20 protein-coding genes are annotated in these 23,080 nt (G+C 72.6%); 10 read left to right on the plus strand and 10 right to left on the minus strand.

All coding sequences use genetic code 11. The annotated features are described in order from the left end of the window. Positions 1-150: 150 nt before the first annotated feature. The 4 genes from KJS59_RS04795 to murJ all read right to left on the minus strand — a co-directional run bounded on the left by KJS59_RS04795 (position 151) and on the right by murJ (position 5,316). On the minus strand, positions 151-1,113 hold the full coding sequence (locus KJS59_RS04795) for a hypothetical protein (RefSeq protein ID WP_213451073.1): 963 nt from the start codon (positions 1,111-1,113) through the stop codon (positions 151-153). Further along, positions 1,110-1,796 (minus strand): RNA polymerase sigma factor SigM, encoded by a 687-nt coding sequence (gene sigM / locus KJS59_RS04800; protein ID WP_213451074.1) that lies wholly within the window; start codon positions 1,794-1,796, stop codon positions 1,110-1,112. The genes KJS59_RS04795 and sigM overlap by 4 nt, the downstream gene beginning before the upstream one ends. 58 nt (positions 1,797-1,854) lie before the next feature. Beyond that, positions 1,855-3,351, minus strand: coding sequence for a protein kinase family protein (locus KJS59_RS04805; RefSeq protein ID WP_213451224.1), 1,497 nt, complete (start codon positions 3,349-3,351; stop codon positions 1,855-1,857). A gap of 225 nt (positions 3,352-3,576) precedes the next feature. Further along, the gene (gene murJ, locus KJS59_RS04810) at positions 3,577-5,316 is read right to left on the minus strand and encodes a murein biosynthesis integral membrane protein MurJ (RefSeq protein WP_213451075.1); all 1,740 of its coding nucleotides are present in this window, start codon (positions 5,314-5,316) and stop codon (positions 3,577-3,579) included. 116 nt (positions 5,317-5,432) lie between these two features. On the opposite strand from murJ, the gene KJS59_RS04815 reads away from it, so the two are divergent. Continuing rightward, a complete protein-coding gene (locus KJS59_RS04815; RefSeq protein ID WP_213451076.1) occupies positions 5,433-6,893 on the plus strand; it encodes a CCA tRNA nucleotidyltransferase in 1,461 nt (486 codons plus the stop codon). Between the two features lie 98 nt (positions 6,894-6,991). Next, positions 6,992-7,510, plus strand: coding sequence for a methylated-DNA--[protein]-cysteine S-methyltransferase (locus KJS59_RS04820; RefSeq protein WP_283775743.1), 519 nt, complete (start codon positions 6,992-6,994; stop codon positions 7,508-7,510). Here the strand turns inward: KJS59_RS04820 and KJS59_RS04825 are convergent. From KJS59_RS04825 to KJS59_RS04835, 3 genes are all read right to left on the minus strand, one after another. Next, complete coding sequence (locus KJS59_RS04825; protein WP_213451078.1) at positions 7,507-7,734, minus strand: hypothetical protein; 228 nt, start codon at positions 7,732-7,734, stop codon at positions 7,507-7,509. The genes KJS59_RS04820 and KJS59_RS04825 overlap by 4 nt on opposite strands. Before the next feature lie 186 nt (positions 7,735-7,920). Next, positions 7,921-9,000, minus strand: coding sequence for an inositol-3-phosphate synthase (locus tag KJS59_RS04830; RefSeq protein ID WP_213451079.1), 1,080 nt, complete (start codon positions 8,998-9,000; stop codon positions 7,921-7,923). A gap of 3 nt (positions 9,001-9,003) precedes the next feature. Then, a complete protein-coding gene (locus KJS59_RS04835) occupies positions 9,004-9,597 on the minus strand; it encodes a PadR family transcriptional regulator (protein WP_213451080.1) in 594 nt (197 codons plus the stop codon). A gap of 148 nt (positions 9,598-9,745) precedes the next feature. Here KJS59_RS04835 and KJS59_RS04840 point away from each other — a divergent pair, with 148 nt between their 5' ends. From KJS59_RS04840 to KJS59_RS04850, 3 genes are all read left to right on the plus strand, one after another. Then, entirely contained in the window at positions 9,746-10,204 is a 459-nt protein-coding gene (locus KJS59_RS04840; protein WP_213451081.1) for a DUF5318 domain-containing protein, read from the plus strand. A 316-nt stretch (positions 10,205-10,520) separates the two neighbouring features. Beyond that, positions 10,521-13,271 (plus strand): transglycosylase domain-containing protein, encoded by a 2,751-nt coding sequence (locus KJS59_RS04845; RefSeq protein WP_213451082.1) that lies wholly within the window; start codon positions 10,521-10,523, stop codon positions 13,269-13,271. Between the two features lie 97 nt (positions 13,272-13,368). Then, on the plus strand, positions 13,369-14,895 hold the full coding sequence (locus KJS59_RS04850) for a glycosyltransferase family 87 protein (protein ID WP_213451083.1): 1,527 nt from the start codon (positions 13,369-13,371) through the stop codon (positions 14,893-14,895). A 91-nt stretch (positions 14,896-14,986) separates the two neighbouring features. Here KJS59_RS04850 and KJS59_RS04855 read toward each other — a convergent pair whose 3' ends face one another. Continuing rightward, a complete protein-coding gene (locus tag KJS59_RS04855) occupies positions 14,987-16,954 on the minus strand; it encodes a hypothetical protein (protein WP_213451084.1) in 1,968 nt (655 codons plus the stop codon). An 8-nt stretch (positions 16,955-16,962) separates the two neighbouring features. Beyond that, the gene (locus tag KJS59_RS04860; protein ID WP_213451085.1) at positions 16,963-17,739 is read right to left on the minus strand and encodes a deoxyribonuclease IV; all 777 of its coding nucleotides are present in this window, start codon (positions 17,737-17,739) and stop codon (positions 16,963-16,965) included. 175 nt (positions 17,740-17,914) lie between these two features. Between KJS59_RS04860 and KJS59_RS04865 the strand changes: the two genes are divergently transcribed. From KJS59_RS04865 to rplI, 5 genes are all read left to right on the plus strand, one after another. After that, positions 17,915-18,778, plus strand: coding sequence for a hypothetical protein (locus tag KJS59_RS04865; RefSeq protein ID WP_213451086.1), 864 nt, complete (start codon positions 17,915-17,917; stop codon positions 18,776-18,778). Positions 18,779-19,068: 290 nt separating this feature from the next. Continuing rightward, complete coding sequence (gene rpsF / locus KJS59_RS04870) at positions 19,069-19,359, plus strand: 30S ribosomal protein S6 (RefSeq protein WP_213451087.1); 291 nt, start codon at positions 19,069-19,071, stop codon at positions 19,357-19,359. Positions 19,360-19,466: 107 nt separating this feature from the next. After that, entirely contained in the window at positions 19,467-19,982 is a 516-nt protein-coding gene (locus tag KJS59_RS04875; protein WP_213451088.1) for a single-stranded DNA-binding protein, read from the plus strand. 23 nt (positions 19,983-20,005) lie between these two features. Continuing rightward, positions 20,006-20,245: a 30S ribosomal protein S18 gene (gene rpsR / locus KJS59_RS04880; RefSeq protein ID WP_173040721.1), complete on the plus strand. Its 240-nt coding sequence runs from the start codon at positions 20,006-20,008 to the stop codon at positions 20,243-20,245. Between the two features lie 14 nt (positions 20,246-20,259). Continuing rightward, entirely contained in the window at positions 20,260-20,709 is a 450-nt protein-coding gene (gene rplI, locus KJS59_RS04885) for a 50S ribosomal protein L9 (protein ID WP_213451089.1), read from the plus strand. A gap of 62 nt (positions 20,710-20,771) precedes the next feature. Here rplI and KJS59_RS04890 read toward each other — a convergent pair whose 3' ends face one another. Beyond that, the gene (locus tag KJS59_RS04890; protein ID WP_213451090.1) at positions 20,772-21,278 is read right to left on the minus strand and encodes a hypothetical protein; all 507 of its coding nucleotides are present in this window, start codon (positions 21,276-21,278) and stop codon (positions 20,772-20,774) included. Positions 21,279-23,080 lie beyond the last annotated feature (1,802 nt).

Raw genomic sequence — 23,080 nt, forward strand, 5'->3', positions numbered from 1 at the left:
CGCCGGCCGGGCCGGCTCGTCCACCCCTGCCTTGTCAGCAGGGGGCGCTGTCGGCAGAACGCCATCGTACGAACGGGGATTCCCGATCGGGAGCCCGGCGTGGCGGCCATCTCAACCGGTGCTCGTCAACCCGGTGCTCGCGGCCTTGCCTCAGGGTACGGCCGATGTGTACATCGTGTCGGCTCCCGCGGCCGGCGTGCCACAATCCGGCCCCGACACCCAGGCGACGCGGCTGCCGTCCCCGCCGACCAGCACGGTCACGACGGCGGGTCGCCCCTCGAAGGTGGCCAGGTCCACGACCTGGACGGCGGCGCCCGGCTGCCCGTAGGCGGCGACCACCGCGCCGAGGCAATCGGTGAGCCCGGGCTCCTGCGCCAGCCGGTAAAGCGCCTGGGGAGTGCCCGGCGGCGGGGCCGCGGCCAGGCTGGCCGGCGCCGGGCGCACGGTGGGGTTCCCGCCGCTCCCGGCGGCCTCCAGCGGCGTCGCCGCCCGCACGGACGCCGCCGCACCGAGGCTGCCCCGGCGGTAGTCGGTGCCGCTGGCCACCAGCCGCCGATCGGTCCCGCCGGACCTGTCGCGACCGGCGCTGTCCGAGTCGGCGCCGCTGTCCTCGGCCTGGTACGGGGCGGCGTCGGGGGCGCTGGCGCTGGTCGCGGCCTCGTCGGACGCGCCGCCGGTAAGCATGGAGTTCACGCCCAGCGCCGCGATCGCGACCAGCGCCGCCGCGGCCGCGGAGCCGCCAGCCCAGCGGCTCCACCGGCGGTGCCGGCGGGCCGTGGGCCGGTCGTCGCCCACACCATCGATCACCGTCAGCCGGGGGCGATCGCCCCCGACCGAGGACCCGGCTGACGAGGTGTGCGCTGTGCCGAGCGCCGCGTCGATCCGGGCGGCCACGTCGGCGGGCATCGGCTCCGTGGCCTCGGCCAGGTCGGCCAGATCGCTCTCCACCGCCGCCAGTGCGGCGGTCAGTTCCTCGTGTGCGCGCGCCCAGGCGGGGTCGGCGGCGATCCGCGCGGCCACGGCGTCGGCCTCGGCCGCGCCGTCCAGCGCGCCGCCGACGTAGTCGGCCAGCAGGTCGACATCGACCTCGCCGAACCGCTCACCGCCGCTCACCGCGCCCGCCCTTCCGGTGATCCCCGGCGCCCGTCGGCGCCCGTCGCGGATGTTTGGACGCCGGAAACGCCCGTGTCGTTCCCGGTACCGGTGTGCCGGTCGCCGCCCCGGCCCGCCGGGCGGAGGTGACCGAGGGCCACCGCCAGCCGGGCCCGACCCCGGGAGCAGCGACTCTTCACCGTGCCCTCCGCGACGCCCAGCACCCGCGCCGCGTCCGCCACCGAGTAGCCCTGCAGGTCCACCAGGACCAGGGCGGCCCGCTGCTCCAGCGGCAGGGCCGCCAGCGCCTCCCGCACGACCAGGGCGGTGTCGTGGTCCACCGCGGGCGCCGCCGGCTCCCGGACACCGGCGCGCGGGGCGTCGGCCGGCTGCTGCTCGGCGGTCACCAGCGGGACCGCCGGGCGCGCCTGGCGGCGGCGGGCCCGGTCCAGGCAGGCGTTCACCACGATCCGGTGCAGCCAGGTGGTGACCGCCGAGTCGCCCCGGAACCGCTTGGCCGCCCGGTACGCGGACAACAACGCGTCCTGCACGGCGTCGGCGGCCTCCTCCCGGTCGCCCACGGTGCGCAGGGCCACCGCCCAGAGCCGGTCCCGGTGCCGGCGGACCAGTTCGGCGAACGCCTCCGGGTCGCCGTCAACGTGGGCGCGTAGCAACGCCTCGTCACTCCGGCCACCCTCGGTCACGGGTGCACCCTACCGTCGTGACGCCCCCGGTCCGCTCCCGCGCGACCGGGGCGTGCCGCTACCGACCCTGGACCGTGATCTCGCTGATGCCGGTCTTGAACCCGCCGTCCCGGGTCGACGGCAGGTCCGTGATCCACAGCAGCAGGTACCGGTACTTCTGGTCCGGCGAGAAGCCGTTGAACACCATCGTGGTGCCGTCGAAGTCGTCGAACGGGTCGCCGATCGCCGTCTTGTACTGGTTGAGCACCTGGTTGTCGCCGGACTTGCTGCTGCCCGGGTCGGCGGCGGTGCCGGTCAGCAGGCGGGCCGAGGTGCCGGTGGCGGTCAACTCCACCCGCATCGAGGTGACCGAGCGCTCCTGACCGAGGTCGATGAGGACGCCCATGCCGCGCTTGAGCTTGCCGAAGTGGCTGTCGGTGACGTACCGGTCGGTGGTCCACGCCGTGTCCGGCTTGCCGTCCACCATGTGCCCGGCGTCGTCCAACTCGTTGCGCCGGCCGTCCGGGTCGACGATGCGCACCTGATCGGCGCTGAGCTTGATGGTCTTGGGTGGGCCGGTGTCGTCGCCGGCGGACCCGCCGGTCGCGTCCTGGCTGGGCGCCTGGGCGACCGCGCCCGGGTTCACCGTCGGCTTCTCGTCCGGCGTGCCGGACCCGGACAGCGTGTTCACGGCGACCAGCAGGCCGACCACGGCAATCGCCAGCAGCGCGCCGAGGGCCATCGCGATCTTCCGGGTGGGCGGCCGGGACGGCTCCGTCGCCGGGTCCTCCTCGGCGAACCGCAGCGGGCCCGCCTCCTCGTAGAACGGCTCCTCGCCGGCGTTGTCCAGGCGGGCCAACTCGGCCGCGAGGGTGTCCGCGGCCGGCGGGGTGACCTGCGGGTCCAGCAGGTCCATGGCCAGCTCGTCGAGCACGGCCGGCACGCCGGCACGGATCTGCCGGGGCGCGGCGAGCGCGCCGGTACCGTCCCGCACCGCGTCCGGCAGGCTGCGTTGCCCGGCCTCCAGGTGCGGCCAGTGCGAGGTCAGCGCGAAGTACAGCACGCCGCCGATCGCGCGCACGTCGCTCTCGGGCGTGGCGTCGCCGTCCGCCCGGGCGTCGGCCAGCACCACCCGGCCGTCGTTGGCGATCAGCACGCTGCCCGGGTGGATGTTGCCGTGCTCCATGCCGGTGGCGTGCACGGCGGCGACCGCCGAGGCGATCGCGTGCGCCACGGTTGTGGCCCGCTCCGGGTCGAACACGCCGTCGGCCACGTGCTCACGCAGGGAGGCGCCGTCCACCCACTCGCGGACCACGTAGGCGCGCTCTTCCTCGTCGATCGCGTCGTAGACGCCGACCAGGTTGGGGTGGACGACCCGACTGGCGGTCACCGCCGCCTTCAGCATCTCGGCGGCCGACTCGCCGCCGGGGTAGCGCAGCACGACCGCCACCGGCCGGCGCAGCACCACATCGACCCCGCGCCAGACCTTGCGGCCGGCACTGTCGTCGTTGACGTGCTCCTCCAACCGGTACCGGTCGGCGAGTACCTCGCCGGCGGTGGGCGCACCGAAGGTCATCACTGGCGCCGACTCGGCGTCCTGATGGCCTTCGCCGACCTGGGTCACCCGTTCCTCCCTTGGTGCTCAGGCGTTGCCATGAGCCGTTGCCTCATAGCCTAGGCGTTGCGCGCCCGCGTCGAGTGCGACCTTACTCGCGTTTGCCAGACTCCCGACACGTCATCTTCCTCCCGTGACCCGTCCGAGCGCGCCAGCCCGCCGCGTGTGCGGGCGTGTGTCGCCGGCTCACCGCCGCAGCCGGCCCTTGACCAACGCGAGTACCGCACCGATCTCGTGCACCCGGAGCACCGCCGCCAGGGCCAGATAGCTCGCCCCGATCGCGGCACCACCCACGATCAATTGGACCAGGCCCTGCTCGAACGTCATGACGTCCCTGCCGGGCAGCACCTTCACCACGAGCAGCCCGACCAGTGCGGCGCCGAGCGCGGCGACCGCGATGCGGGCGAACGACACGACGATGACCGGCAGGCCCAGGCGGCCGACCCGGCCGTGCAGCAGTAGCGCTGACACGCCGAATCCCACGACATAGGAGATCGCGTTGCCGAGCATCAGACCCGCGGCGGCGAACTCCGTGGTGAGCCAGGCGAACAGGACAATCTGGACGATCACCCGGAACACCACGATCGGGATGTTCACCAGCGCCGGCGTCTTCGTGTCCTGCATCGCGTAGTACACGACGGTGTACAGCTGGCTCAGCGAGAACGGCACCAGCGCCACCCCGGCGACCAGCAGCACGTGCCCGGTGGCGACCGCGTTGTCCCGGTTGTAGGCGCCGTGCTGAAACAGCACCACCGAGATCGGCAGGGCCAGCACCATGTAGATGACCGCGACCGGGGCGAGCACGGCGGCGATGGTGCGGGTGCCGCGGGACAGATCGGAAGCCAGATCCTCGCGCCGGCCGTCCGCCGCCGCGCCGCTCATCCGGGGCATCAGCGCGGTGATCACCGAGACCCCGATGATGCCGTGCGCCATCATCAGCAACAGGTAGACGTTGTTGTAGATCAGCGGACCGGCGTGCTTGCCCCCGCCGCGGTTGAGCAGGTTGGTCACCACGATCAGCCCGAGCTGGCTGACCGCGACGTAGCACAGGCTCCACACCCCGATCCGGGCCAGCTCGCGTAGGCCGAGGCCGCGGAAGTCGAACCGCAGGCGCCAGCGGAAGCCGACCCGGCGCAGCGCCGGCAGCAGGCCGGCCGCCTGGATCATCACGCCGAGCACCGCGCCGCCGCCGAGCACCACGATCCGCCCCGGCGTCATCTGGGACGGCGCGAGTTGCTTGGCCCCGAACGCCGCGATGTAGAAGCCGACCGTGCCGATCACCACGAGGTTGTTGAGGATCGGCGCCCACATCGGCGCGAAGAAGTGCCCGCGGGTGTTCAGCACCGCGCCCATCAGCGCGGACAGGCCGGTGAAGAACACCATCGGGATCATCAGGTACGACAGCACGGTGACCAGCGAGCGCCAGTCGGCGTTCTGCTGGCCGGTCGCGTACACGATGGTCAGCAGCGGTGCGCAGAGCATGGCCAGCGCGGTGGCCGCCGCGAGCGCGACGACGGCGAGGGTCAGCAGCCGCTGCGCGTACGCCTGGCCGCGGTCCGGGTCGAACTTCCGCCGGCGCACCAGCACCGGTACCACCACGCTGGTGAGCACGCCGCCGAGGAGGAACTCGTACACCATCCCCGGGAAGATCTGGGCGGTGGCGTAGGCGTCGCCGACCAGGCCGCCACCGAGCGCGGCGCCCAGCACCAGGGTCCGCAGGAACCCGGTGCCCCGGCTGACCAGGCTGCCGATCGCCATGATCGCGCTGTTGCCGGCCGCCGACCCCTCGACCTGCTGGGTGTTCCCCCCGGGCAGGCGCGCGCCGATCTCGTCCGGCGGCGTGGTGGAGATCAGTACCGCCTCGTCACCCGGTGGCGGCCCGTCCGGACCGGTCGCGTTCGCGCTGCGGTACAGACCGCCGCTCATTCCGGCTCCCCAGGGGTGTGGCGCATCGCCTATGAACACTATCCGTACCGGCGGCTCCGGCGGTGCCCGCCCGCGCGACGTGGTGGCGACCCGATGTCGTTTACGCTAACCGCGCGATGTCCGATCAGATCACTCCACTCACCGATCGTGAGTTGACCGAAGCCCAACGCAGTGCGGTGGCTGAGCTGCTGCGCGTCTCACCCGTCGCGGATGAGCTGGGCGGCCGGTTCGCCGCCGCCGGCCACGAGCTGCACCTGGTGGGCGGTTCGGTGCGCGACGCGCTGCTCGGCCGGCTGGGCAACGACCTGGACTTCTGCACCGACGCCCGCCCGGAGCGGACGCTGGAGCTGGTCAAGGGGTGGGCCGAGGCGATCTGGGAGACCGGGCGGGAGTTCGGCACGATCGGCCTGCAGCGGCGCGGGCTGCGCCTGGAGATCACCACGTTCCGGGCCGAGGCGTACGACGGGGTCAGCCGCAACCCGGTGGTCGCGTTCGGCGACAGCCTCGCCGAGGACCTGCGCCGCCGGGACTTCACCGTCAACGCGATGGCGGTCAGCCTGCCCGGGCACCGGTTCACCGACCCGTACGGCGGCCTGGCCGACCTGGCCGCGCGGCTGATCCGGACGCCGGGCACGCCGGCCGAGTCGTTCGGCGACGACCCGCTGCGGATGCTGCGTGCCGCCCGGTTCGCGGCCCAGCTGCGGTTCACGCCCGCCCCGGCGGTCCGGGAGGCGATGGCCGGGATGGCCGGCGACCTGTCCCGGATCACCGCGGAGCGGGTCCGCGACGAGTTCAGCAAGCTCATGACCGGCGCCGACCCGGTCTGCGGGCTGCGGCTGCTGGTCGGGACCGGCCTGGCCGACGTGTTCCTGCCGGAGCTGTCCGGGCTCCGCCTGGAGATCGACGAGCACGCCCAGCACAAGGACGTGTACGAGCACACGCTCACCGTGGTCGCCAACGCGGTCCGGTTGGAGGAGGGTGAGCCGGACCTCGTCCTGCGGCTGGCGGCGCTGCTGCACGACGTGGGCAAGCCGGCCACCAAGGCGGTCGGTCCGGACGGGCGGGTCAGCTTCCATCACCACGAGATGGTCGGCGCCCGGCTCGCCCGGCAGCGGCTCAAGGCGCTGCGGTACCCGAAGGATCTGATCGCCGACGTGGTCGAGCTGGTCGCGCTGCACCTGCGGTTCTACGGCTACGGGCGGGGCGAGTGGAGCGACTCGGCGGTCCGCCGCTACGTGACCGACGCGGGGCCGCTGCTGCCGCGCCTGCACCGGCTGACCCGCTCCGACTGCACCACCCGCAACCGGCGGAAGGCGGCCCAACTGGCCGCCGACTACGACGCCCTGGAGGAGCGGATCGCGCGGCTGCAGGCCGAGGAGGATCTGGCCCGGGTCCGGCCGGACCTGGACGGCAACGCGATCATGCAGTTGCTCGGCCTGCCGCCCGGCCCGCTTGTGGGCAGGGCCTGGCGGTACCTGAAGGATCTGCGCCTGGAGCGCGGCCCGCTGGACCGGGACGAGGCCGAGGCGGAGCTGCTGCGCTGGGCGCGGGAGCAGGGGATCGAACCGCCGGGCTGACCGGTTCCACCGGTTCCGCCGTGGGGCGCGCTGACGCGGAGCATCGCCCCGTTCACCACCCGTATGACCCGCGAGAACTGACGTACCTACGGATCACAATGGGAGCCATGCGGCGTTGGACGGTGGTCGACTCCCCGATCGGTGAGCTCTCGATCGCGGCGGACGAGGAGGGCGTGTGTGGCTTCGCCTTCCAGGCCGTGCCCGAGGCCGAGCGACTGCCGGCGGCCGAGCCGATGGGCGCCGTCACCGGGGCGCATCTGGGGGCGGCGGCGCGGCAGCTCGCCGAGTACTTCGCGGGCCAGCGCACCGAGTTCGCCCTGCCGCTGCACGCCCGGCGGGGCAGCGCGTTCGAGCGGGCGGTGTGGGCGGAGTTGAGCCGCATCCCGTACGGGGAGACGCGCACGTACGGCCAGGTCGCCGCGGCGGCGGGCGACCCGGGCGCGGCGCGGGCGGTCGGGGTGGCCTGCAACCGCAACCCCATCGCCGTGATCGTGCCCTGTCACCGGGTCGTCGGCGCGGGCGGCAAGCTGGTCGGCTTCGGCGGCGGCCTGCCGCGCAAGCGCTACCTGCTGGAACTGGAAGCGCGGGTGAGTCTCGAGCGGGCCTGGGCCGGCTAGCGGAACAGCGTCACCAGGGACGCGGCCGCCAGGATCACCACGAAGACGGCGACCAGGCCCGCCAGTACCGCCGAGAGCGCGAGCGGGACGGCGTGCAACGACGTGTCGTTCAGTGCCGCGTCATTCACCGCCGCGTCGGTCAGTGCCGGGTCGCTGGCGGCGGGGCGGCTGTGAATCCGCTGGTGCTCGGCGAGCCTCCAGTCGAGCCCAGGTGGCTTGGCCATGACGTAACTATGAACGGAAGCAGCCGTTCGGTCTACCCACCCGGCCGAAAGGCGCGCGGGAAATGGCGTGATCGCCGGATGCCGGGCCACCCGCCGGGCGCGGGCACGGGTCCGCGGGCAGGGGTGCGGATGCGCGAGGGGCGGCGTCCGCAGTGGACACCGCCCCTCAGGGCGCCGGTCAGGGCGTCAGCGCTCGGCCTCGCCGGCGATGAACGCCTCCACCGCGTCGCGCGCGTCGTGGTCGGCGTACTGCACTGGCGGGGACTTCATGAAGTACGACGAGGCGGACAGGATCGGCCCACCGATCCCCCGGTCCTTGGCGATCTTCGCGGCCCGGATCGCGTCGATGATGACCCCGGCCGAGTTGGGGGAGTCCCAGACCTCCAGCTTGAGCTCGGCGTTCAGCGGGGTGTCGCCGAACGAGCGTCCCTCCAGGCGGATGTACGCCCACTTGCGGTCGTCCAGCCACGGCACGTGGTCCGACGGCCCGATGTGGACGTCGCTCTTGACCATCTCGTGCGGCACCTGGGAGGTCACCGACTGGGTCTTGGAGATCTTCTTGGAGACCAGCCGGCTGCGCTCCAGCATGTTCATGAAGTCCATGTTGCCGCCGAAGTTCAGCTGGTACGTGCGCAGCAGTTCGACGCCCCGGTCCTCGAACAGCTTGGCCAGCGCCCGGTGCACGATCGTGGCGCCGACCTGGCTCTTGATGTCGTCGCCGACGATCGGCAGCCCGGCGTCTTCGAACTTCTTGGCCCAGACCGGGTCGCTGGCGATGAACACCGGCAGCGCGTTGACGAAGGCGCAGCCCGCGTCGATCGCCGCCTGGGCGTAGAACTTGTCCGCCGCCTCGGAGCCGACCGGCAGGTAGGACACGACGACGTCGACCTGCGCGTCGCGCAGCGCCTGCGCCACGTCGACCGGCTCCTCGTCCGCCTCCTCGACGATCTCCCGGTAGTACTGGCCCAGCCCGTCCAGCGTGGGGCCGCGCTGCACCTGTACGCCGGTCGGCGGTACGTCGCAGAGCTTGATGGTGTTGTTCTCGCTCGCCACGATGGCTTCGGCCACGTCGCGGCCGACCTTCTTGGCGTCGACGTCGAACGCCGCCACGAACCGCACGTCGCGTACGTGGTAGTCGCCGAACGTCACGTGCATCAGACCCGGCACGCGCTGGTCGGGGTCGGCGTCGCGGTAGAACTGCACGCCCTGGATGAGCGAGGACGCGCAGTTGCCGACGCCGACGATGGCGACACGGACGGAGCCCATAGGTCAGCCTCCCTGGTTTTCATCTCGTGGTTTGACGGCACCGTCCGGTGCCCGGCCGGAGCGCTCGTTCGCGATGAGCTCCTCCAGCCAGCGGACCTCGCGCTCGGCCGCTTCCAGGCCGTGGCGCTGCAGTTCGAGGGTGTACGCGTCCAGCCGCTCGGCGGCCCGGGCCAGCACGTCGCGCATGCCCTCCCGGCGCTCCTCGACCCGGCGCCGGCGGCCCTCGAGGATCCGCAGCCGGGTGGCGCGGTCGGTGCGGGCGAAGAAGGCGAAGTGCACGCCGAAGCCCGCGTCGTCGTACGTTTCCGGGCCCGCCTGCGCGATAAGCTCGGCGAACCGTTCCTTGCCCTCCGCGGTGATCTTGTAGACCACCCGGCCCCGGCGGCTGGTGAGCGCCGGCACCGCCTCGCTGCCCCGGTCGCTCTGGCCGGCCTCGGTGATCAGTCCGGCGGCCTGCAGGCGGCGCAGGGTCGGGTACAGCGAGCCGTAGCTGATCGCCGCCCGGATGGACCCGAGCTTGGTGACCAGCTCCTTGCGTAGCTCGTACCCGTGCATCGGGGACTCGGAGAGGAGGCCGAGGATGGCGAAGTCGAGCATCCGGCCACCCCTTCCGATGTATCGGGCCGATACATCGCAACGTTAGACGGCCGAACGGCCGACGGGCAATACCACCTAACGGGGGGCGGTGGCTACGGTCGGTAACCGTGGTCGCAGACCGCGTGGGAACCGCGTACCCTTCAGTCTCATGCGCACGCAGCGCCGGATCGTGGACTACTCGCTACAGCGGCGAGCGCTGCTGCGCGAGTTCTACGCCGGGCGCGTGGGCACGTACGAGGTCTGCGATGCCTCGCCGTACCTGAAGAACGCCGCCCGCTTCCATGGCGAGCCGACCGAGGTGCGCTGTCCCGTCTGTCGTCGGGAGAACGTTACGCTCGTCCACTACATCTACGGTGATGAACTCAAGCAGTCCGCCGGACAGGCCCGGAAGCGGGCCGAACTGCCGGTCCTAGCGATGACGCTGCGTGAGTTCCAGGTGTACGTGGTGGAGGTCTGCCGGGGCTGCGACTGGAACCACCTGGTCGAGCAGTACGTGCTCGGCCGGGACGGGTTGGCCGTGGAGGAGGGCGGCGACGGCGCCGTCTCCGCGAGCGCGGCCGCCGGCGCGGCGGGCGCCACCAAGCGAAGGCATGAGGCCGGTCGGTGATTTTGACTCGCCGCGCCCGGCCCGGACGCCCGTTGCGCAGGAACGGCGAGTGGCAGATCAATAACTGGACAAGTCCGGTTATTTCCGTTATGACCGCAGTAACCAACCCCGTGGCTGCTCCGGGTGCACCGCGCTCCGGCGAACCCGTGCCCGGCACCGCGCTCGGAGCGAACCCCGGGCCCGTCCCGTCCGTCCACCCACCGGGGTGCCCCCGGTCGCGCTGGGCAAAATCGGCAACTCGGGCTCCTCGTGGGCAAAGTCACGGCAGTTGGGTGGCGGGCGCTCTGCCCGCCATCGAGACCGGCAGGGTGTGACCATGAACTCGTACGGCGACAGTTCCGCGCGCGGCCGGGCCCGGGTGTCCGGCCCCTCGGACGGCTTGGACGATCCCGGCGCGGGTGCCGGTGGCTGGCCGGCCAACGACGGCTACAGCCACGGCGCCTCCCCCCGGCCCGCCGGGTCGGCCGGTGGGCGCGCGTCGGTCCGCGGCGCCGCCTCGGTGGGTACCGGGGGCAGCGCCGGCCGGGCTCGCGTCGGGCGGGCCAGTGTCCCGGGTCCGGCCGAACCGGGCGTGGGTTCCGGGCGTGCCTCGGTGGGCGGCGCGGCCGCCGGCCGGGCGAGCGTCGGGCGCGCCGCCATCGGCCCGGTCTCTTCCGCCGGCGGACCAGCCGGCCCGGGCGGCCCGCGTGGCCCAGGCGGAAGGGGGCACCGTGGCCGGGGCGCCGATGACCCGGACGCCCAGCGCCGGCGGCGCCGGCGGCGGATCATCAACTGGGCGATCGCGTCGTTCGCCGTGCTGATCATCGCGGCCGGCGGCGGCGTGGTGGGGCTCACCTACTTCTCCACCACGGTCGTGCTGCCCGAGCACATGGACGCGGGCGCGCTGTCCAGCCAGATCCTGTTCGCCGACGGCAAGTCGGAACTGGCCCGGCTCGGCACCCAGAACCGCAACCTGGTGAAGATCGACCAGATCCCCGACTACGTGCAGCATGCGGTGGCCGCGGCCGAGGACCGCAACTTCTACCGCCACAGCGGCGTCGACTACGTCGGCATCGCCCGCGCCGCCTGGAACAACTTCACCGGCGGCAGCCAGCAGGGCGCCTCGACGATCACCCAGCAGTACGCCCGTAACGCGATGGAGCTCACCGACGTCAGCTACGCCCGCAAGCTGAAGGAGGCGGTACTGGCGTCGAAGCTGAACGACCAGTACAGCAAGCCCCAGATCATGGAGTTCTATCTCAACATCATCTATCTGGGACGCGGTGCGTACGGCATCGAGGCGGCTTCGCAGACGTACTTCAAGAAGTCGGTGAGCAAGCTGAGCGTGTCCGAGGCGGCGGTGCTGGCCGCGGTCATCAAGCAGCCCGAGCCCGAGGGCAACGTCAAGGGCTTCGACCCGGCGCTGGACCTGGCTGCCGCCAAGGACCGCTGGGGCTACGTGCTCAACGGCATGGTCAGGGAGAAGTGGCTCTCGCCGGAGGACCGGGCGAAGCAGGTCTACCCGACGCTCTACGACGCGAAGTCCAACCCCAAGGGCACCCTCCAGCCGCCGCCGGGCAAGAACGCCTGCATCACCGAGTGTGGCTTCAAGAAGGCCACCGGCAACGTCATCAACTACGTGGTGGATGAGTTGGTGGAGAAGGGCGTCTGCCAACTGGGGCACTGCCTCGAGACGCTGCGCAAGGGCGGCTACCGGATCACCACCACGATCGACAAGAAGACCCAGGAGGCGGCCGAGTTCGCCACCCACCGGGTGAAGGGCTCACCCATGGAGGGCCAGCCGAAGAAACTCCAACCGGCCCTCGTCGCGATCAACCCGGCGAACGGTCGGGTGATGGCGTACTACGGCGGTGACGACGCCACCGGCTTCGACTACGCCGGCATCAACCACAACAGTGACGGCTCCCTGGTGGGCGGCCACCCGCCGGCGTCCTCGTTCAAGATCTACACGCTGGCGGCGGCCCTCGAAGCGGGCTACTCCATGAAGTCCCTGTTCGACCCCAACAAGAACAAGGACCCCGAGCGCCGCTCCGCACCGATCTCCAACGCGCGCCGTACCAGCTCGTCGTGCGGGAATTCCTGCACGCTGGAGCAGATGACGCTCGCCTCGTTCAACGTGCCGTTCTACTGGATCACGCGGGACATCGGCCCGGCCAAGGTGCTGAACGCCGCCAAGCAGGCCGGCGTCCGCACGATGTGGACCAACGAGGACAAGGCGATCGAGCTGGACAAGGTGGAGCCGGCGCAGGTCGCCCCGTCGAAGTTCGACGTCGAGATCGGGTACGGCCAGTACAAGATCACGGTGCTGGACCATGCCAACGGCGTCGCCACCCTCGCGGCCCGGGGTAAGTACAACCGGGCGCACTTCGTCATGAAGGTGGAGAAGAAGAACACGCAGACCGGCAAGTTCGACATCGTGACCGCCGGCGCGGAGCAGCTCAAGGGCAAGCAGGCGCTCGACCAGCGGGTGGTCGACGACATCACCCACACCCTGGACAAGTACGCGAACACCGCGCTCGACGGGCGGGACGCGGCTGGCAAGACCGGCACATGGGAACTGCGCGAGGACTCGCGCCAGAACGGCGACGCCTGGATGGTCGGCTATACGCCACAGATCGCCTCGGCGGTCTGGGTCGGCACGAACACCAAGAACAGAGAGGCGATCGTCGACAAGAACGGGAAGGACATCAGTGGTGCCGGCCTGCCCGGCGCCATCTGGAGCGCCTTCATGACCAGGGCGGTCCAGGGGATGAAGAAGGAGAGCTTCCCGCCGGCCACCAACGTGGGCAGCTCGGACAAGAGCGCGCCTGGCGGCGAGGGCGAGAAGCCGCCGCCGCCGGATCAGGGCCCCTGCGTACTGTTCCCGCAGTCCGCGTTCTGCCAGAACGGTGGCGGTCCCGGTGGCGGTGGCGGCCCTGGTGGCGGTGGCGGTCCCGGTGGCGGCGGCGGCCCTGGCGGCGGCGGTGGCCCCGGTGGCGGTGGCGGCCCTGGCGGCGGCGGTGGCCCCGGTGGTGGCGGCGGCGGGACGCTACCGACCGAGGCGCCGGGCACCGGGCGACAGGACTAACCCGCAACACATCGACGGCCGGCTCTCCCATGTGGGAGGGCCGGCCGTCCCGCGATCCATGGCGGTGCGCGCCCCGCATGAGGCAGGATGCCAAGACATGAGCGTGCATCCCCCGGACGACATCGAGGCCGGCACCCCGGCGGCGGCGGACGGCGCCGAGCCCGCGGTGGAGCGGCCGGCCCGGTCCGACCGGTTCGTCGCCGGCCTCAGCGAGGCGATCGGCGGCCCGATCGGCGAGCACGCCGCCCTGCGGGAACGGCCGATGCGCGCCGGCGGCCGGTTCTGGTCCGCCGCCCGGATCGTGCTCGCCCTCACCTGCCTCGTGCTGGCGCTGCACTGGGTGCAGAAGTCGCCCTGCCAGACCGGCGCCTGGGTGGACCACGAGCAGTACACGAAGTTCTGCTACACCGACGTGCTCGCCCTGTACTACGCCGAGCACCTCAACGAGGGCGCCGTGCCGTACCTCGACTTCCCGGTCGAGTACCCGGTGCTCACCGGCGCCTTCATGGGCGTGCTCGGCCTGCCCGTGCACCACTACGCGCAGACCCACCCGCAGATCAACCAGGGTCAGTGGTTCTACAACGCCAACGCGCTCGTCCTCAGCGCCCTGGCGATCGCGACCGTCGGCCTGATCCTCGCCCTGCGCCGCCGCAGACCGTGGGACGCCGCCCTGTTCGCGCTCTCCCCCGCCCTGCTGGTCACCGCCACCGTCAACTGGGACCTGCTGGCCATCGTCCTCGCGGTCGCCGGCATCTACGCCTGGGCGCGCAGCCGACCGGTCGCCGCCGGCATCCTCCTCGGCCTCGGTGGCGCCGCCAAACTGTGGCCCCTGTTCATCTTCTGGGGGCTTCTCTGCCTCGGCCTGCGCGCCGGCCGCCACCGCGCCACCTGGTCCGCGATCGGCGCCGGTGCGGTCACCGTCCTCGCGGTGAACCTGCCCGTCATGGCGGCCAACTACGCGAACTGGGGGCGCTTCCTCGAACTGAACCGCACCCGAGCCATCGACTGGGGCACCCTCTGGTACATCGGCCGTTACGTGGACGGCCTGTGGAACAGCGGCACACCCGGCGACCGCGGTCCCTTCCAGTGGCTCAGCGATCATGTGGACCCCGGCCTGAACTGGCTCACCTACGGCCTGTTCGGGCTCGGCGCCCTCGCCGTGGGGTTCCTCGCCCTCCGCGCCCGCCGCCGCCCCCGCCTGGCCCAGGTGGCCTTCCTGCTCGTGGCGATCTTCCTGCTCACGTCGAAGGTCTGGTCGCAGCAGTTCACCCTCTGGCTGCTCCCCCTGATCGTGCTCGCCCGGCCGCGCTGGGGCGCGTTCCTCGCCTGGCAGGCCGCCGAGGTGCTGTACTTCTTCGCCTTCTACGGCGAACTGCTCGGCGCCTCCGGCAACCAGGTGTTCCCGGAGGGCGTGTTCGTGGTGGCCGCGTCGCTGCGCTGGATCACCGTCGCCGTCCTGTGCGGGTACGTCGTGCGGGACATGCTCCGGCCCGAGAACGACCCGGTCCGCGGGACCTACACCGACGACCCGGACGGCGGCGTGCTGGACGGGGCGCCCGACGCCGACTGGTTGGAGCGGTTCCGCGGCGGCGAACGGCGGGTGCCGGTACAAGCCGTGGCCTGATGCCGCTCCGGCTACCGAACGGCCGCGTTCTCCGGCGCGACCGCCAGAATCAGCCCTCGGCGCTCCCGCAGGCCACCTCACCGCCTCCCGGTCAGAGGTGGAAGATCACCGCGTCGGCGGTCTCCTCCCGCTCGATGCCCAGGCCGTACACGGGTGCGCCCAGGGCGACCTGCCACGGCGTGCCGGTCGCCTCCTCGCGCAGCACGATGACGGTCTTGACGCCCTGCTTGCGCAACTCGTCGACGCTCACCGGGTCCGGGAACGTCTCGGCCGACTTGCGGATCTGCTCCTGGAGCGCCGGCTGGAAGCCGCTGCCCCCGTTGACCACCTGCTGGAACCCGGTGACCGACCAGAGCATCACGTGCATGTCGTCGCGCTCGTTGCTGGGCAGAACCAGGATCGGGCCCGCGGCCGTGCGCATCACCGAGGGCTGCGCCGGCACCAGCGGGTGGGGCGTGGTGTTCAGGCCCTCCACGAGCACCAGCGCCAGCGGTACCAGGGTGGCCAGCCGCAGCAGCGGCCCGGGGCGCGCCGGTACCCGGTCGGCGCTGTACTCCACGGCCCGGTTGACGAACGCGCTCACCGCGCCGGCCGCGAGGATGCCGAGCAGCAGCGTGGTCCACACCATGAGCCGGCCCGAGGTGCGCAGGCCGTTCCAGCCGGGCAGGTTCTCGAACAGCACGAGGTAACCGACCCTGCCGCCGAAGAACCAGGTGCCCATCGCGAGCACCATCGTGACCAGCACGGCGGCGAACAGCAGCAGGCGGTGGCGCAGCTTCCAGACCGAGACGAACAGGCCGGCCAGCGCCAGCCCGTACAGCACGAAGCCGGGGAGCAGGGTCATCTCCGGGTGCCAGGGCAGCGCGTCCCGGGCGTGGGCGTGCAGCCCGCCCCAGATCCGCGACTCGGGCGGTGCCGTGAACAGGCCGGCCAGCGGCGCCGAGTACGCCTTCAGGTCGTCGATGCTGCGCTCGGCGTTCGGATGCGCCTGGGCCACCCGGAAGTACGGGATCGCCAGCAGGCCGCCGACCGCCGCGAAGAGCAGCCCCCCGGCCAGGTTCGCGCCCACCAGGGCCCACCCGAACGGGTGCCGGACGGGCCGGACCAGCCAGCGCCGCACGAACCAGGTGATCACCGCGACCACGCCGATGCCGGCCAGCGCGTACGCGAACGGCAGGCCGATGCCGAAGCCGAGGGTGAGCTGCCAGGTCGCGACCAGCCAGCCGGCCAGCACCCACCACGCGTTGCGCCGCTGCGGCCGGTACCCGTGGCGCAGTGAGTAGCCGTGCCCCCGGGCGAGCATGGCCAGGGCCAGCGCGATGCCACCGGTCGAGATCACGTGCAGGTGGCCGGCCTGGGCCAGCCGCCACGGCGCGTACGCGAAGGCGGCACCGGCGACCGCCGCGCCCGTGCGGTTCGCGCCGAGCTGCCGGACCAGCGCGTACGCCCCGAAGAAGGCCAGCGCGTGCAGCAGCACGTACATGATGTTGTAGCGGACGATCGCGGCGGTGAAGCCACTGCCGATCATGCCGGCCGGTGCGTACCCGAGCAGCGTGTCGGAGAAGGCGAACGTGTACCGCTCCGGGAAGAACGTGTTCGAGTGCCACAGCTGGGCCGGGTCGGTGGTCAGGATGTGCCCGGACCAGGCCATCTGCCATGCCTGGAGGGTCGGGTCCCAGGTGTCCTGCGGGATCTTGTAGGCCGGGAACTCGAGCGTCGGCCAGGTCATCAGGGCGGCGAGGACCAGCGAGCCGAGGGCGGCGAGGGTCCACTCGTGCACCAGGAACCGACCGACCGCGCGGGCGGCGCGCCGGAACCGGCCGGGGACCGTGACCGGCGCCGGGCCGAACGCGGCCCACGGATCATCCGGCTTCTCCGCGGCGCCGTCTGCCCCGCCGGCGGCGTCCGCCTCGACCGCGGTGGCGGTGGCAGTGGTGGCGGTGGCGGTGGCCTCCTCGGCGGGCCGCTCGCGCTGCGCGGGTGCCGGCGCCGCGTCCCCCAGCGGGGTTTCCGCCGGCGCGGCGTCCTCCGGCGCAGCCGGTGGCTGGTCCGTTGTCATCGCCGCCCCTACCGGCTCAGGCGGTCGCGCAGGAACGAGATGTCCGCGCCCTGGCCCTCGGCGCCGCCCGGCGTCTCCACCACCACCGGGGCGCCGGCCGCGCGCACGACCGCCACGATCAGTTCCGGGTCGATCTGGCCGCGGCCGAGATTGTCGTGCCGGTCGCGGCCGGAGTCGAACGGGTCCCTGGAGTCGTTGGCGTGGATCAGGTCGATCCGGCCGGTGACGGCCTTGACCCGGTCCACCAGGCCCAGCAGCTCCTCCCCGCCGGCGTGCGCGTGGCAGGTGTCCAGGCAGAAGCCGACCTCGTCGTACTCGCCGACCGCGTCCCACAGGCGGGCCAGCGCGTCGAGGCGGCGGGCGCAGGCGTTGTCACCGCCGGCGGTGTTCTCGATCAGTACCGGGAGCGGGAACCCGCCGGACTCGGCCGCGTACGCGAAGGTCTTGCGCCAGTTGTCGAAGCCCTTGGCCAACTCGCCGCCGCCGACGTGGCCGCCGTGCACGATCAGCCCCTTCGCCCCGACCGCGGCGGCGGCCTTGGCGTGGCTGAGCAGCAGCTTGCGGCTGGGGATGCGGATGCGGTTGTTCAGCGTCGCCACATTGATCACGTACGGCGCGTGCACGTACACGTCGACCTGGCCGCCGGCCAACGCCCCGGCGTCCGACCGGGGCTTCGGCGCCGTCCAGCCCTGCGGGTCCGCCAGGAAGAACTGGACCAGGTCGGCGCCGCGCGCGGCGGCCTCGTCGAGCGGTGCGGCGGGATCGACGTGCGCTCCGATTCGCATGCCCGCCACCCTACGACCCTCCACCGACATGGACGGCCCGCGGTGACCGCCACCGGAAATGATGCCCGGTGAGGGCGTCACCGCACTCGCCGGGCGGTCGTTGATCCGGGTGATTGCGGGCGGTGGCGCGTCGCTGCGGCGTGCCCCCCATCGGATGACCTGGGGGAGCAAGGGCATGGGTCAGGGGTATCGACAGCGCGTGGCGGCGGCGGCCTCGGCGGTCGCGCTGGCGGGCGTGCCGCTGCTCCTGTCGACCGCCGCGCCCGCGTACGCGGACTCGGACAGCGCCCAGGAGTCGGACAGCGGCAGTGAGGTCGTGTTCGACGGCGGCGGGCTCGGCCTGTTGTCCTGCGGGTCGCGGCCGAGCGTCAGCGACCTGACCGTGCCGGCGGAATCCACGGTGCGCTTCGTCAACCGGCTCAACCAGGGCGCCACGCTGCGGCTGGACGGCCGGGACGCGGCCCGGGTGCCGCGCGGCGGGGTCCGGCCGGTGCTGTTCCACCGGGGGCCGGTGCGGGTGGAGATGGTGCCGGACTGCCTGGCGAACGTCGGCTCGAAGTACGGCGCCACGATCGTCGAGGTGGAAAGGGTGGATCGGGCGACGCCCGGGACGACGGGCGCACCCACCGGCGCCGCACCGTCGTCCGGCGCGGGTACCGGATCGAGCGCGCCGTCACCCGCCGGCTCGTCGCCCGGCGGCGTACCGGGGCGCCGCACTCCGGGCGCGGCCCGTACCTCGCACGGCGCGGGCGACGGCACGGGGGTCAACCCCGACGGCACCCCCTCGGCCCCGCCGTCCCCCGCCGCCGTTGCCGCCCCGGGCGACGGTGGCAGCCCCGCCGCGGGCGGCGCTACCGTGGACGAAAACGCACCTCAGGGTGGGTGGGCGGCCGAGCCGGTCGCGGCCGGCGAGCCGGTCGGGGACACCGGGCCGGTGGGCCTGCTGGCGCTGATCGCCACCGTCTGTGTCGTGGGCGTGTCCATCGGAACAATTCGGGCTATCATTACCAAGCGTGCAACCCGCCCTAGCTGGGCGTAGCGGTACAATTCAACAGGCTCCGCGGGGCGTCTCTTGTCCAACCTCGTCGGTGTGGTCGTTCCTCCCCAGGTCCCACCCAAAGAAGACGGACGAGAGCGCCCCGCGGCTTTTCGTCGCCGAGGGCCGCCTCCGTCGCGAGGGGCCCTTCGGCGCGTCCGGGTCACCCGAGTATTCTGGTCGGGTTCGTCTGCCGCGCCGCCGGATCCGCCGGTCGGCCGGCCGCGAACAGACGCACGACCTCCTGCCACGGACGGACCGTGGCCGCCAAGACCAGAGGAGGTGAGTAAGTCTTGCGTCACTACGAAATCATGGTCATCCTCGACGCCAGCCTCGAGGAGCGCACCGTCGCCCCGTCTCTCGACACGTACCTCAACGTGATCCGGACCGCGGGTGGCTCGGTGGAGAAGCTCGACGTCTGGGGCCGCCGGCGCCTGTCGTACGAGATCGACAAGAAGGCCGAGGGCATCTACGCCGTCATCGACCTGCAGGCGACGCCTGCGGCGGTGGCGGAGCTGGATAGGCAGCTGCGGCTCAACGAGTCGGTGCTGCGCACCAAGGTCATCCGGCCGGAGATGCGCTGACGCATCGCCGGTCCGTCCGCCCGAGGCTCATCGCGCGACCGCCAGTCCTGTCGCAGGGCTGTGGCAGCCTGTCGGCAACAGACGATGAGCGCCCGAGGAGTTAGGTCATGGCAGGAGACACCACACTCACCGTCATCGGCAACCTGACCGATGACCCCGAGCTGCGCTTCACCCCGTCGGGCGCCGCGGTCGCCAAGTTCCGGGTCGCCTCGACGCCCCGGTTCATGGACCGCCAGTCCGGCGAGTGGAAGGACGGCGAGCCGCTGTTCCTCTCCTGCACCGTGTGGCGGCAGGCGGCGGAGAACGTCGCCGAGTCGCTCCAGCGGGGCTCGCGCGTGATCGTCACGGGGCGGCTGCGCCAGCGGTCGTACGAGACGCGTGAGGGCGAGAAGCGCACGGTCATCGAGCTGGAGGTCGACGAGATCGGCCCGTCGCTGCGGTACGCCACGGCGAAGGTGCAGAAGATGTCGCGCTCCGGCGGCGGTGGCGGCGGCTTCGGCGCCTCCGGTGGCAACTCCGGCGGGAGCAACTTCGACGACCCCTGGGCGACCGCCTCACCGGCGCCGTCCGGCGGGAACTCGGGCGGCGGTGGCGGCAACTTCGACGACGAGCCCCCGTTCTGAGCTGAGTAGACGGAGTAACAGACATGGCCAAGGCAGCCGCGCTGCGCAAGCCGAAGAAGAAGGTGAATCCGCTCGACAAGGAGGGGATCACCTACATCGATTACAAGGACACCGCGCTGCTGCGCAAGTTCATCTCCGACCGCGGCAAGATCCGCGCTCGGCGGGTGACCGGGGTCACCTCCCAGCAGCAGCGCCAGATCGCCCGTGCGGTCAAGAACGCCCGCGAGATGGCGCTCCTGCCGTACACGACGACGGCCCGCTGAGAGGGGGCACTTCCGTGAAGATCATTCTGACCCAGGAGGTGTCCGGCCTCGGCTCGCCCGGCGACATCGTCGAGGTCAAGGACGGGTACGGCCGCAACTACCTGCTGCCGCAGGGCTTCGCCATCCGGTGGACCAAGGGCGGCGAGAAGCAGGTGTCGGTCATCCAGCGGGCCCGCGCGGCCCGGGAGATCCGCGACCTGGGCCACGCCAACGAGGTCAAGGGCCGGCTCGAGGGCCTCAAGGTCACCCTGTCGGCGCGCGCCGGCACGGCCGGTCGGCTGTTCGGCTCGATCACCCCGGCCGAGGTCGCCGAGGCGGTCCGCGCCGCCGGCGGTCCGGCGCTGGACCGGCGCCGGCTCGAACTGCCGACGCAGATCAAGTCGGTCGGCTCGTACCAGGTGTCCGTGAAGCTGCACCCGGAGGTCACGGCGAAGTTCAGCGTCACGGTGAACCGCGCCAACTGACGGCCAGCACGTGAGCGGGGCGGCGGGCGATGAGCCCGGCGCCCCGCTTTCGTCGCCCCGGCTCAGCTCAGCGACTGGCCGGTGATGGCGGAGAAGACCACGGTCGCGACGCCCGCGCCGACCGCGGCCGCCGCGAAGCCGACCCAGATCGGCCGCCAGGTCCGCCCGGCCCAGCGCAGCATCGCCGCCATCAACAGGCTGATCAGCAGCGACCCGGCCGCCGTGGGCAGCGCGCCGCGCAGCGAACCCAGCGCGCTCCCCCGCTGGTCACCCGCGCCGCCCAGCATGATCCACATTGCCGCCAGGGCGAGCGGGACCGCGTACCAGGTGACCGTCCACAAAGCGGTCACCCAGTACCGCTGGTCGGCGGCCTCGTGGGTGCCTTCGCTCGACTCGTCCTCCCGCCCCCGGTCCGGCCACTGGCGCTCGCGCGGTGGGGCGTATCGATTGGCCGGCGAGCCGGCGCTGCCGCGGCTCCCCCCGGCGATGACCCCCGGCGGCGTGGAGCGTGGGACGACGGTGGGGTCCTGGCCGCCGGGGCCGGCCGCCGCCGAGCGTGCCGTCGTCACCACGGGACGGCCCCGGTAGTCGGTGGCCGCCGTATCGGCGTACCGGGGAGTCGTGCCGCCGGAGTAGCCCGTTGACGGTGGTGCCGAGCGTGGTGCCGGTGTGCCGGTGACGTGGCTTCCCGCGCCGGTGCCGGCGGGCGGTGCCGAGCGTGGGCCCCCGACCGCGGGGACGCGGCTCTCTGCGCCGGCGGTGCCGGGCGCCGGGTCAGCGGCGCGAAGGTCGGCGGGGCGCCACCGGCGTTCCCGCCCCTCCCACGAACGCGGCTCCGGTTCGGTCTCCCGCCGGGACCGGTAGCCGTTGGCGACGCCGTCACGGGGTTCCAAGCCGTGCCAGGTGGACGTGCCAGGCGGCCCGGACCTGGGCGCCAAGCCCGACCACGAGGACCCGTCCGGTGGCCCGGAGCGAGGTTCCGAGCCCGCCCGGGACGGACCGACCGGCGGTGCGGATCGCGGCTCCAAGCCTGGCCAGGATCCGGCGGCCTGGGGTGCCGAGGGTGGCTCCAAGCCTGGCCAGGATCCGGCGGCCTGGGGTGCCGAGGGTGGCTCCAAGCCTGGCCAGGACCCGACGCCCGGGGGTGCCGAGGCAGGCCAGGCCGGCGCGCCGGGCGGTGCGGAGCGAGACTCTAGGCCGGACCGGTCGCCACGGGCGCCGGGAGTGCCGCCCCGACCCCGCCGACCGCTCGTCCCGTCGGAGCGAGCGGCTCTGCTTGACCCGTCGCCGCCGCGAGTGGACCGGGAGGTCGTGCGCTCTCCGGTCGTCCAGGTGCCGAGGTCGGCGTTGTAGCGCGGCGAATCCTCGGCGCCGTGCCAGGAGGGATCATCCGGGCCCGGCAGCACCGGGTTCCCCCGACCCGGCCAGGTGTGCGGCCCGCTGACGGGCCGACCAACCGGCCCGCTCACCGGCCGACCAACCGGCCCGCTGACCGGCCGCGAGGTCGGCCCGCTGATGGGCCTATCGACCGGCCCGCTGACCGGTCGCCCGACGGGCCCGCTCACGGGCCGGGAGGAGTAGCCGCTGACGGGCCTGTCCGCGGGCCCGCTGACCGGGCGGGCCGCCGGGCCGCTCACCGGCCAGGACGGCGACCCGCTGGCGGGCCTGGAATCCGCGCCGCTGACGGGCGGCGACGAGTAGCCGCTCGCCGGCCGGTCCACCGGCCCGCTGACCGGTCGCGAAGCCGGGCCGCTCGCCGGCTGCCCAGCCGCTCCGCTGACCGGCCAGGACGCCGGCCCGCTGACGGGCCGCGACGGATAGCCGCTCACCGGACGCGACCGGAGACCTTCGCCGGCCGGGTCGCGGGACGCTCCGCGCCAGCCGCTGCGCGCGTCGCTCGCCGGCTCGCTCGCCGGGCGGTCCGGCGGGACGACGCGGCCGCCGTATTGGGCGCCATAACGGGACGATTCACCGTGCCGGGCATCCGGCTCGGCGCCGGGGTCGGTCGGGTAGGCACCCCGAGCGCGGGCGCGCTCCTCCCAGTCGCCGTAGCTCACCCCCGAAGAGTGGCCGTTTCGATATCCGAGCGCAACCCTCCGGACGGCCTTCATAGGTATGTGGCGATCCCCCCGGCGTGTCGCACGAAGGTTTTTGTCCTCCACATCGCGTAGATGCCGTTATCCCTGGTCAGCGGGGTGCGTCAGTGGTCTTCCCCATAGTTGTCCACAGGCTGTGCACAGCGTCACGCACACGCTGCCCGGCATTGTCCACAGGTTGTCCCGATCCTCGTCCACCGGCCTGTTTGAAACGCTCTTCCCGGGTTCGTATCGTCGCCACGCTGCCTACCACCCTGATCGGGGTTGTCGTACCC

Source organism: Rhizomonospora bruguierae (genome assembly GCF_018397995.1).
Lineage (GTDB): Bacteria > Actinomycetota > Actinomycetes > Mycobacteriales > Micromonosporaceae > Rhizomonospora > Rhizomonospora bruguierae.

Excerpts from the sequence above, each read along its gene's own strand:
- KJS59_RS04830 (WP_213451079.1), bottom strand. The coding sequence starts at position 9,000 with ATGGGCTCCGTCCGTGTCGCCATCGTCGGCGTCGGCAACTGCGCGTCC.
- murJ (WP_213451075.1), bottom strand. The coding sequence starts at position 5,316 with ATGAGCGGCGGTCTGTACCGCAGCGCGAACGCGACCGGTCCGGACGGG.
- KJS59_RS04835 (WP_213451080.1), bottom strand. The coding sequence starts at position 9,597 with ATGCTCGACTTCGCCATCCTCGGCCTCCTCTCCGAGTCCCCGATGCAC.
- KJS59_RS04875 (WP_213451088.1), top strand. The coding sequence starts at position 19,467 with ATGGCAGGAGACACCACACTCACCGTCATCGGCAACCTGACCGATGAC.
- KJS59_RS04865 (WP_213451086.1), top strand. The coding sequence starts at position 17,915 with ATGGGTCAGGGGTATCGACAGCGCGTGGCGGCGGCGGCCTCGGCGGTC.
- KJS59_RS04855 (WP_213451084.1), bottom strand. The coding sequence starts at position 16,954 with ATGACAACGGACCAGCCACCGGCTGCGCCGGAGGACGCCGCGCCGGCG.
- KJS59_RS04850 (WP_213451083.1), top strand. The coding sequence starts at position 13,369 with ATGAGCGTGCATCCCCCGGACGACATCGAGGCCGGCACCCCGGCGGCG.
- KJS59_RS04825 (WP_213451078.1), bottom strand. The coding sequence starts at position 7,734 with ATGGCCAAGCCACCTGGGCTCGACTGGAGGCTCGCCGAGCACCAGCGG.
- KJS59_RS04840 (WP_213451081.1), top strand. The coding sequence starts at position 9,746 with ATGCGCACGCAGCGCCGGATCGTGGACTACTCGCTACAGCGGCGAGCG.
- KJS59_RS04845 (WP_213451082.1), top strand. The coding sequence starts at position 10,521 with ATGAACTCGTACGGCGACAGTTCCGCGCGCGGCCGGGCCCGGGTGTCC.
- KJS59_RS04820 (WP_283775743.1), top strand. The coding sequence starts at position 6,992 with ATGGGAGCCATGCGGCGTTGGACGGTGGTCGACTCCCCGATCGGTGAG.
- KJS59_RS04815 (WP_213451076.1), top strand. The coding sequence starts at position 5,433 with ATGTCCGATCAGATCACTCCACTCACCGATCGTGAGTTGACCGAAGCC.
- KJS59_RS04805 (WP_213451224.1), bottom strand. The coding sequence starts at position 3,351 with ATGACCTTCGGTGCGCCCACCGCCGGCGAGGTACTCGCCGACCGGTAC.
- KJS59_RS04860 (WP_213451085.1), bottom strand. The coding sequence starts at position 17,739 with ATGCGAATCGGAGCGCACGTCGATCCCGCCGCACCGCTCGACGAGGCC.
- rpsR (WP_173040721.1), top strand. The coding sequence starts at position 20,006 with ATGGCCAAGGCAGCCGCGCTGCGCAAGCCGAAGAAGAAGGTGAATCCG.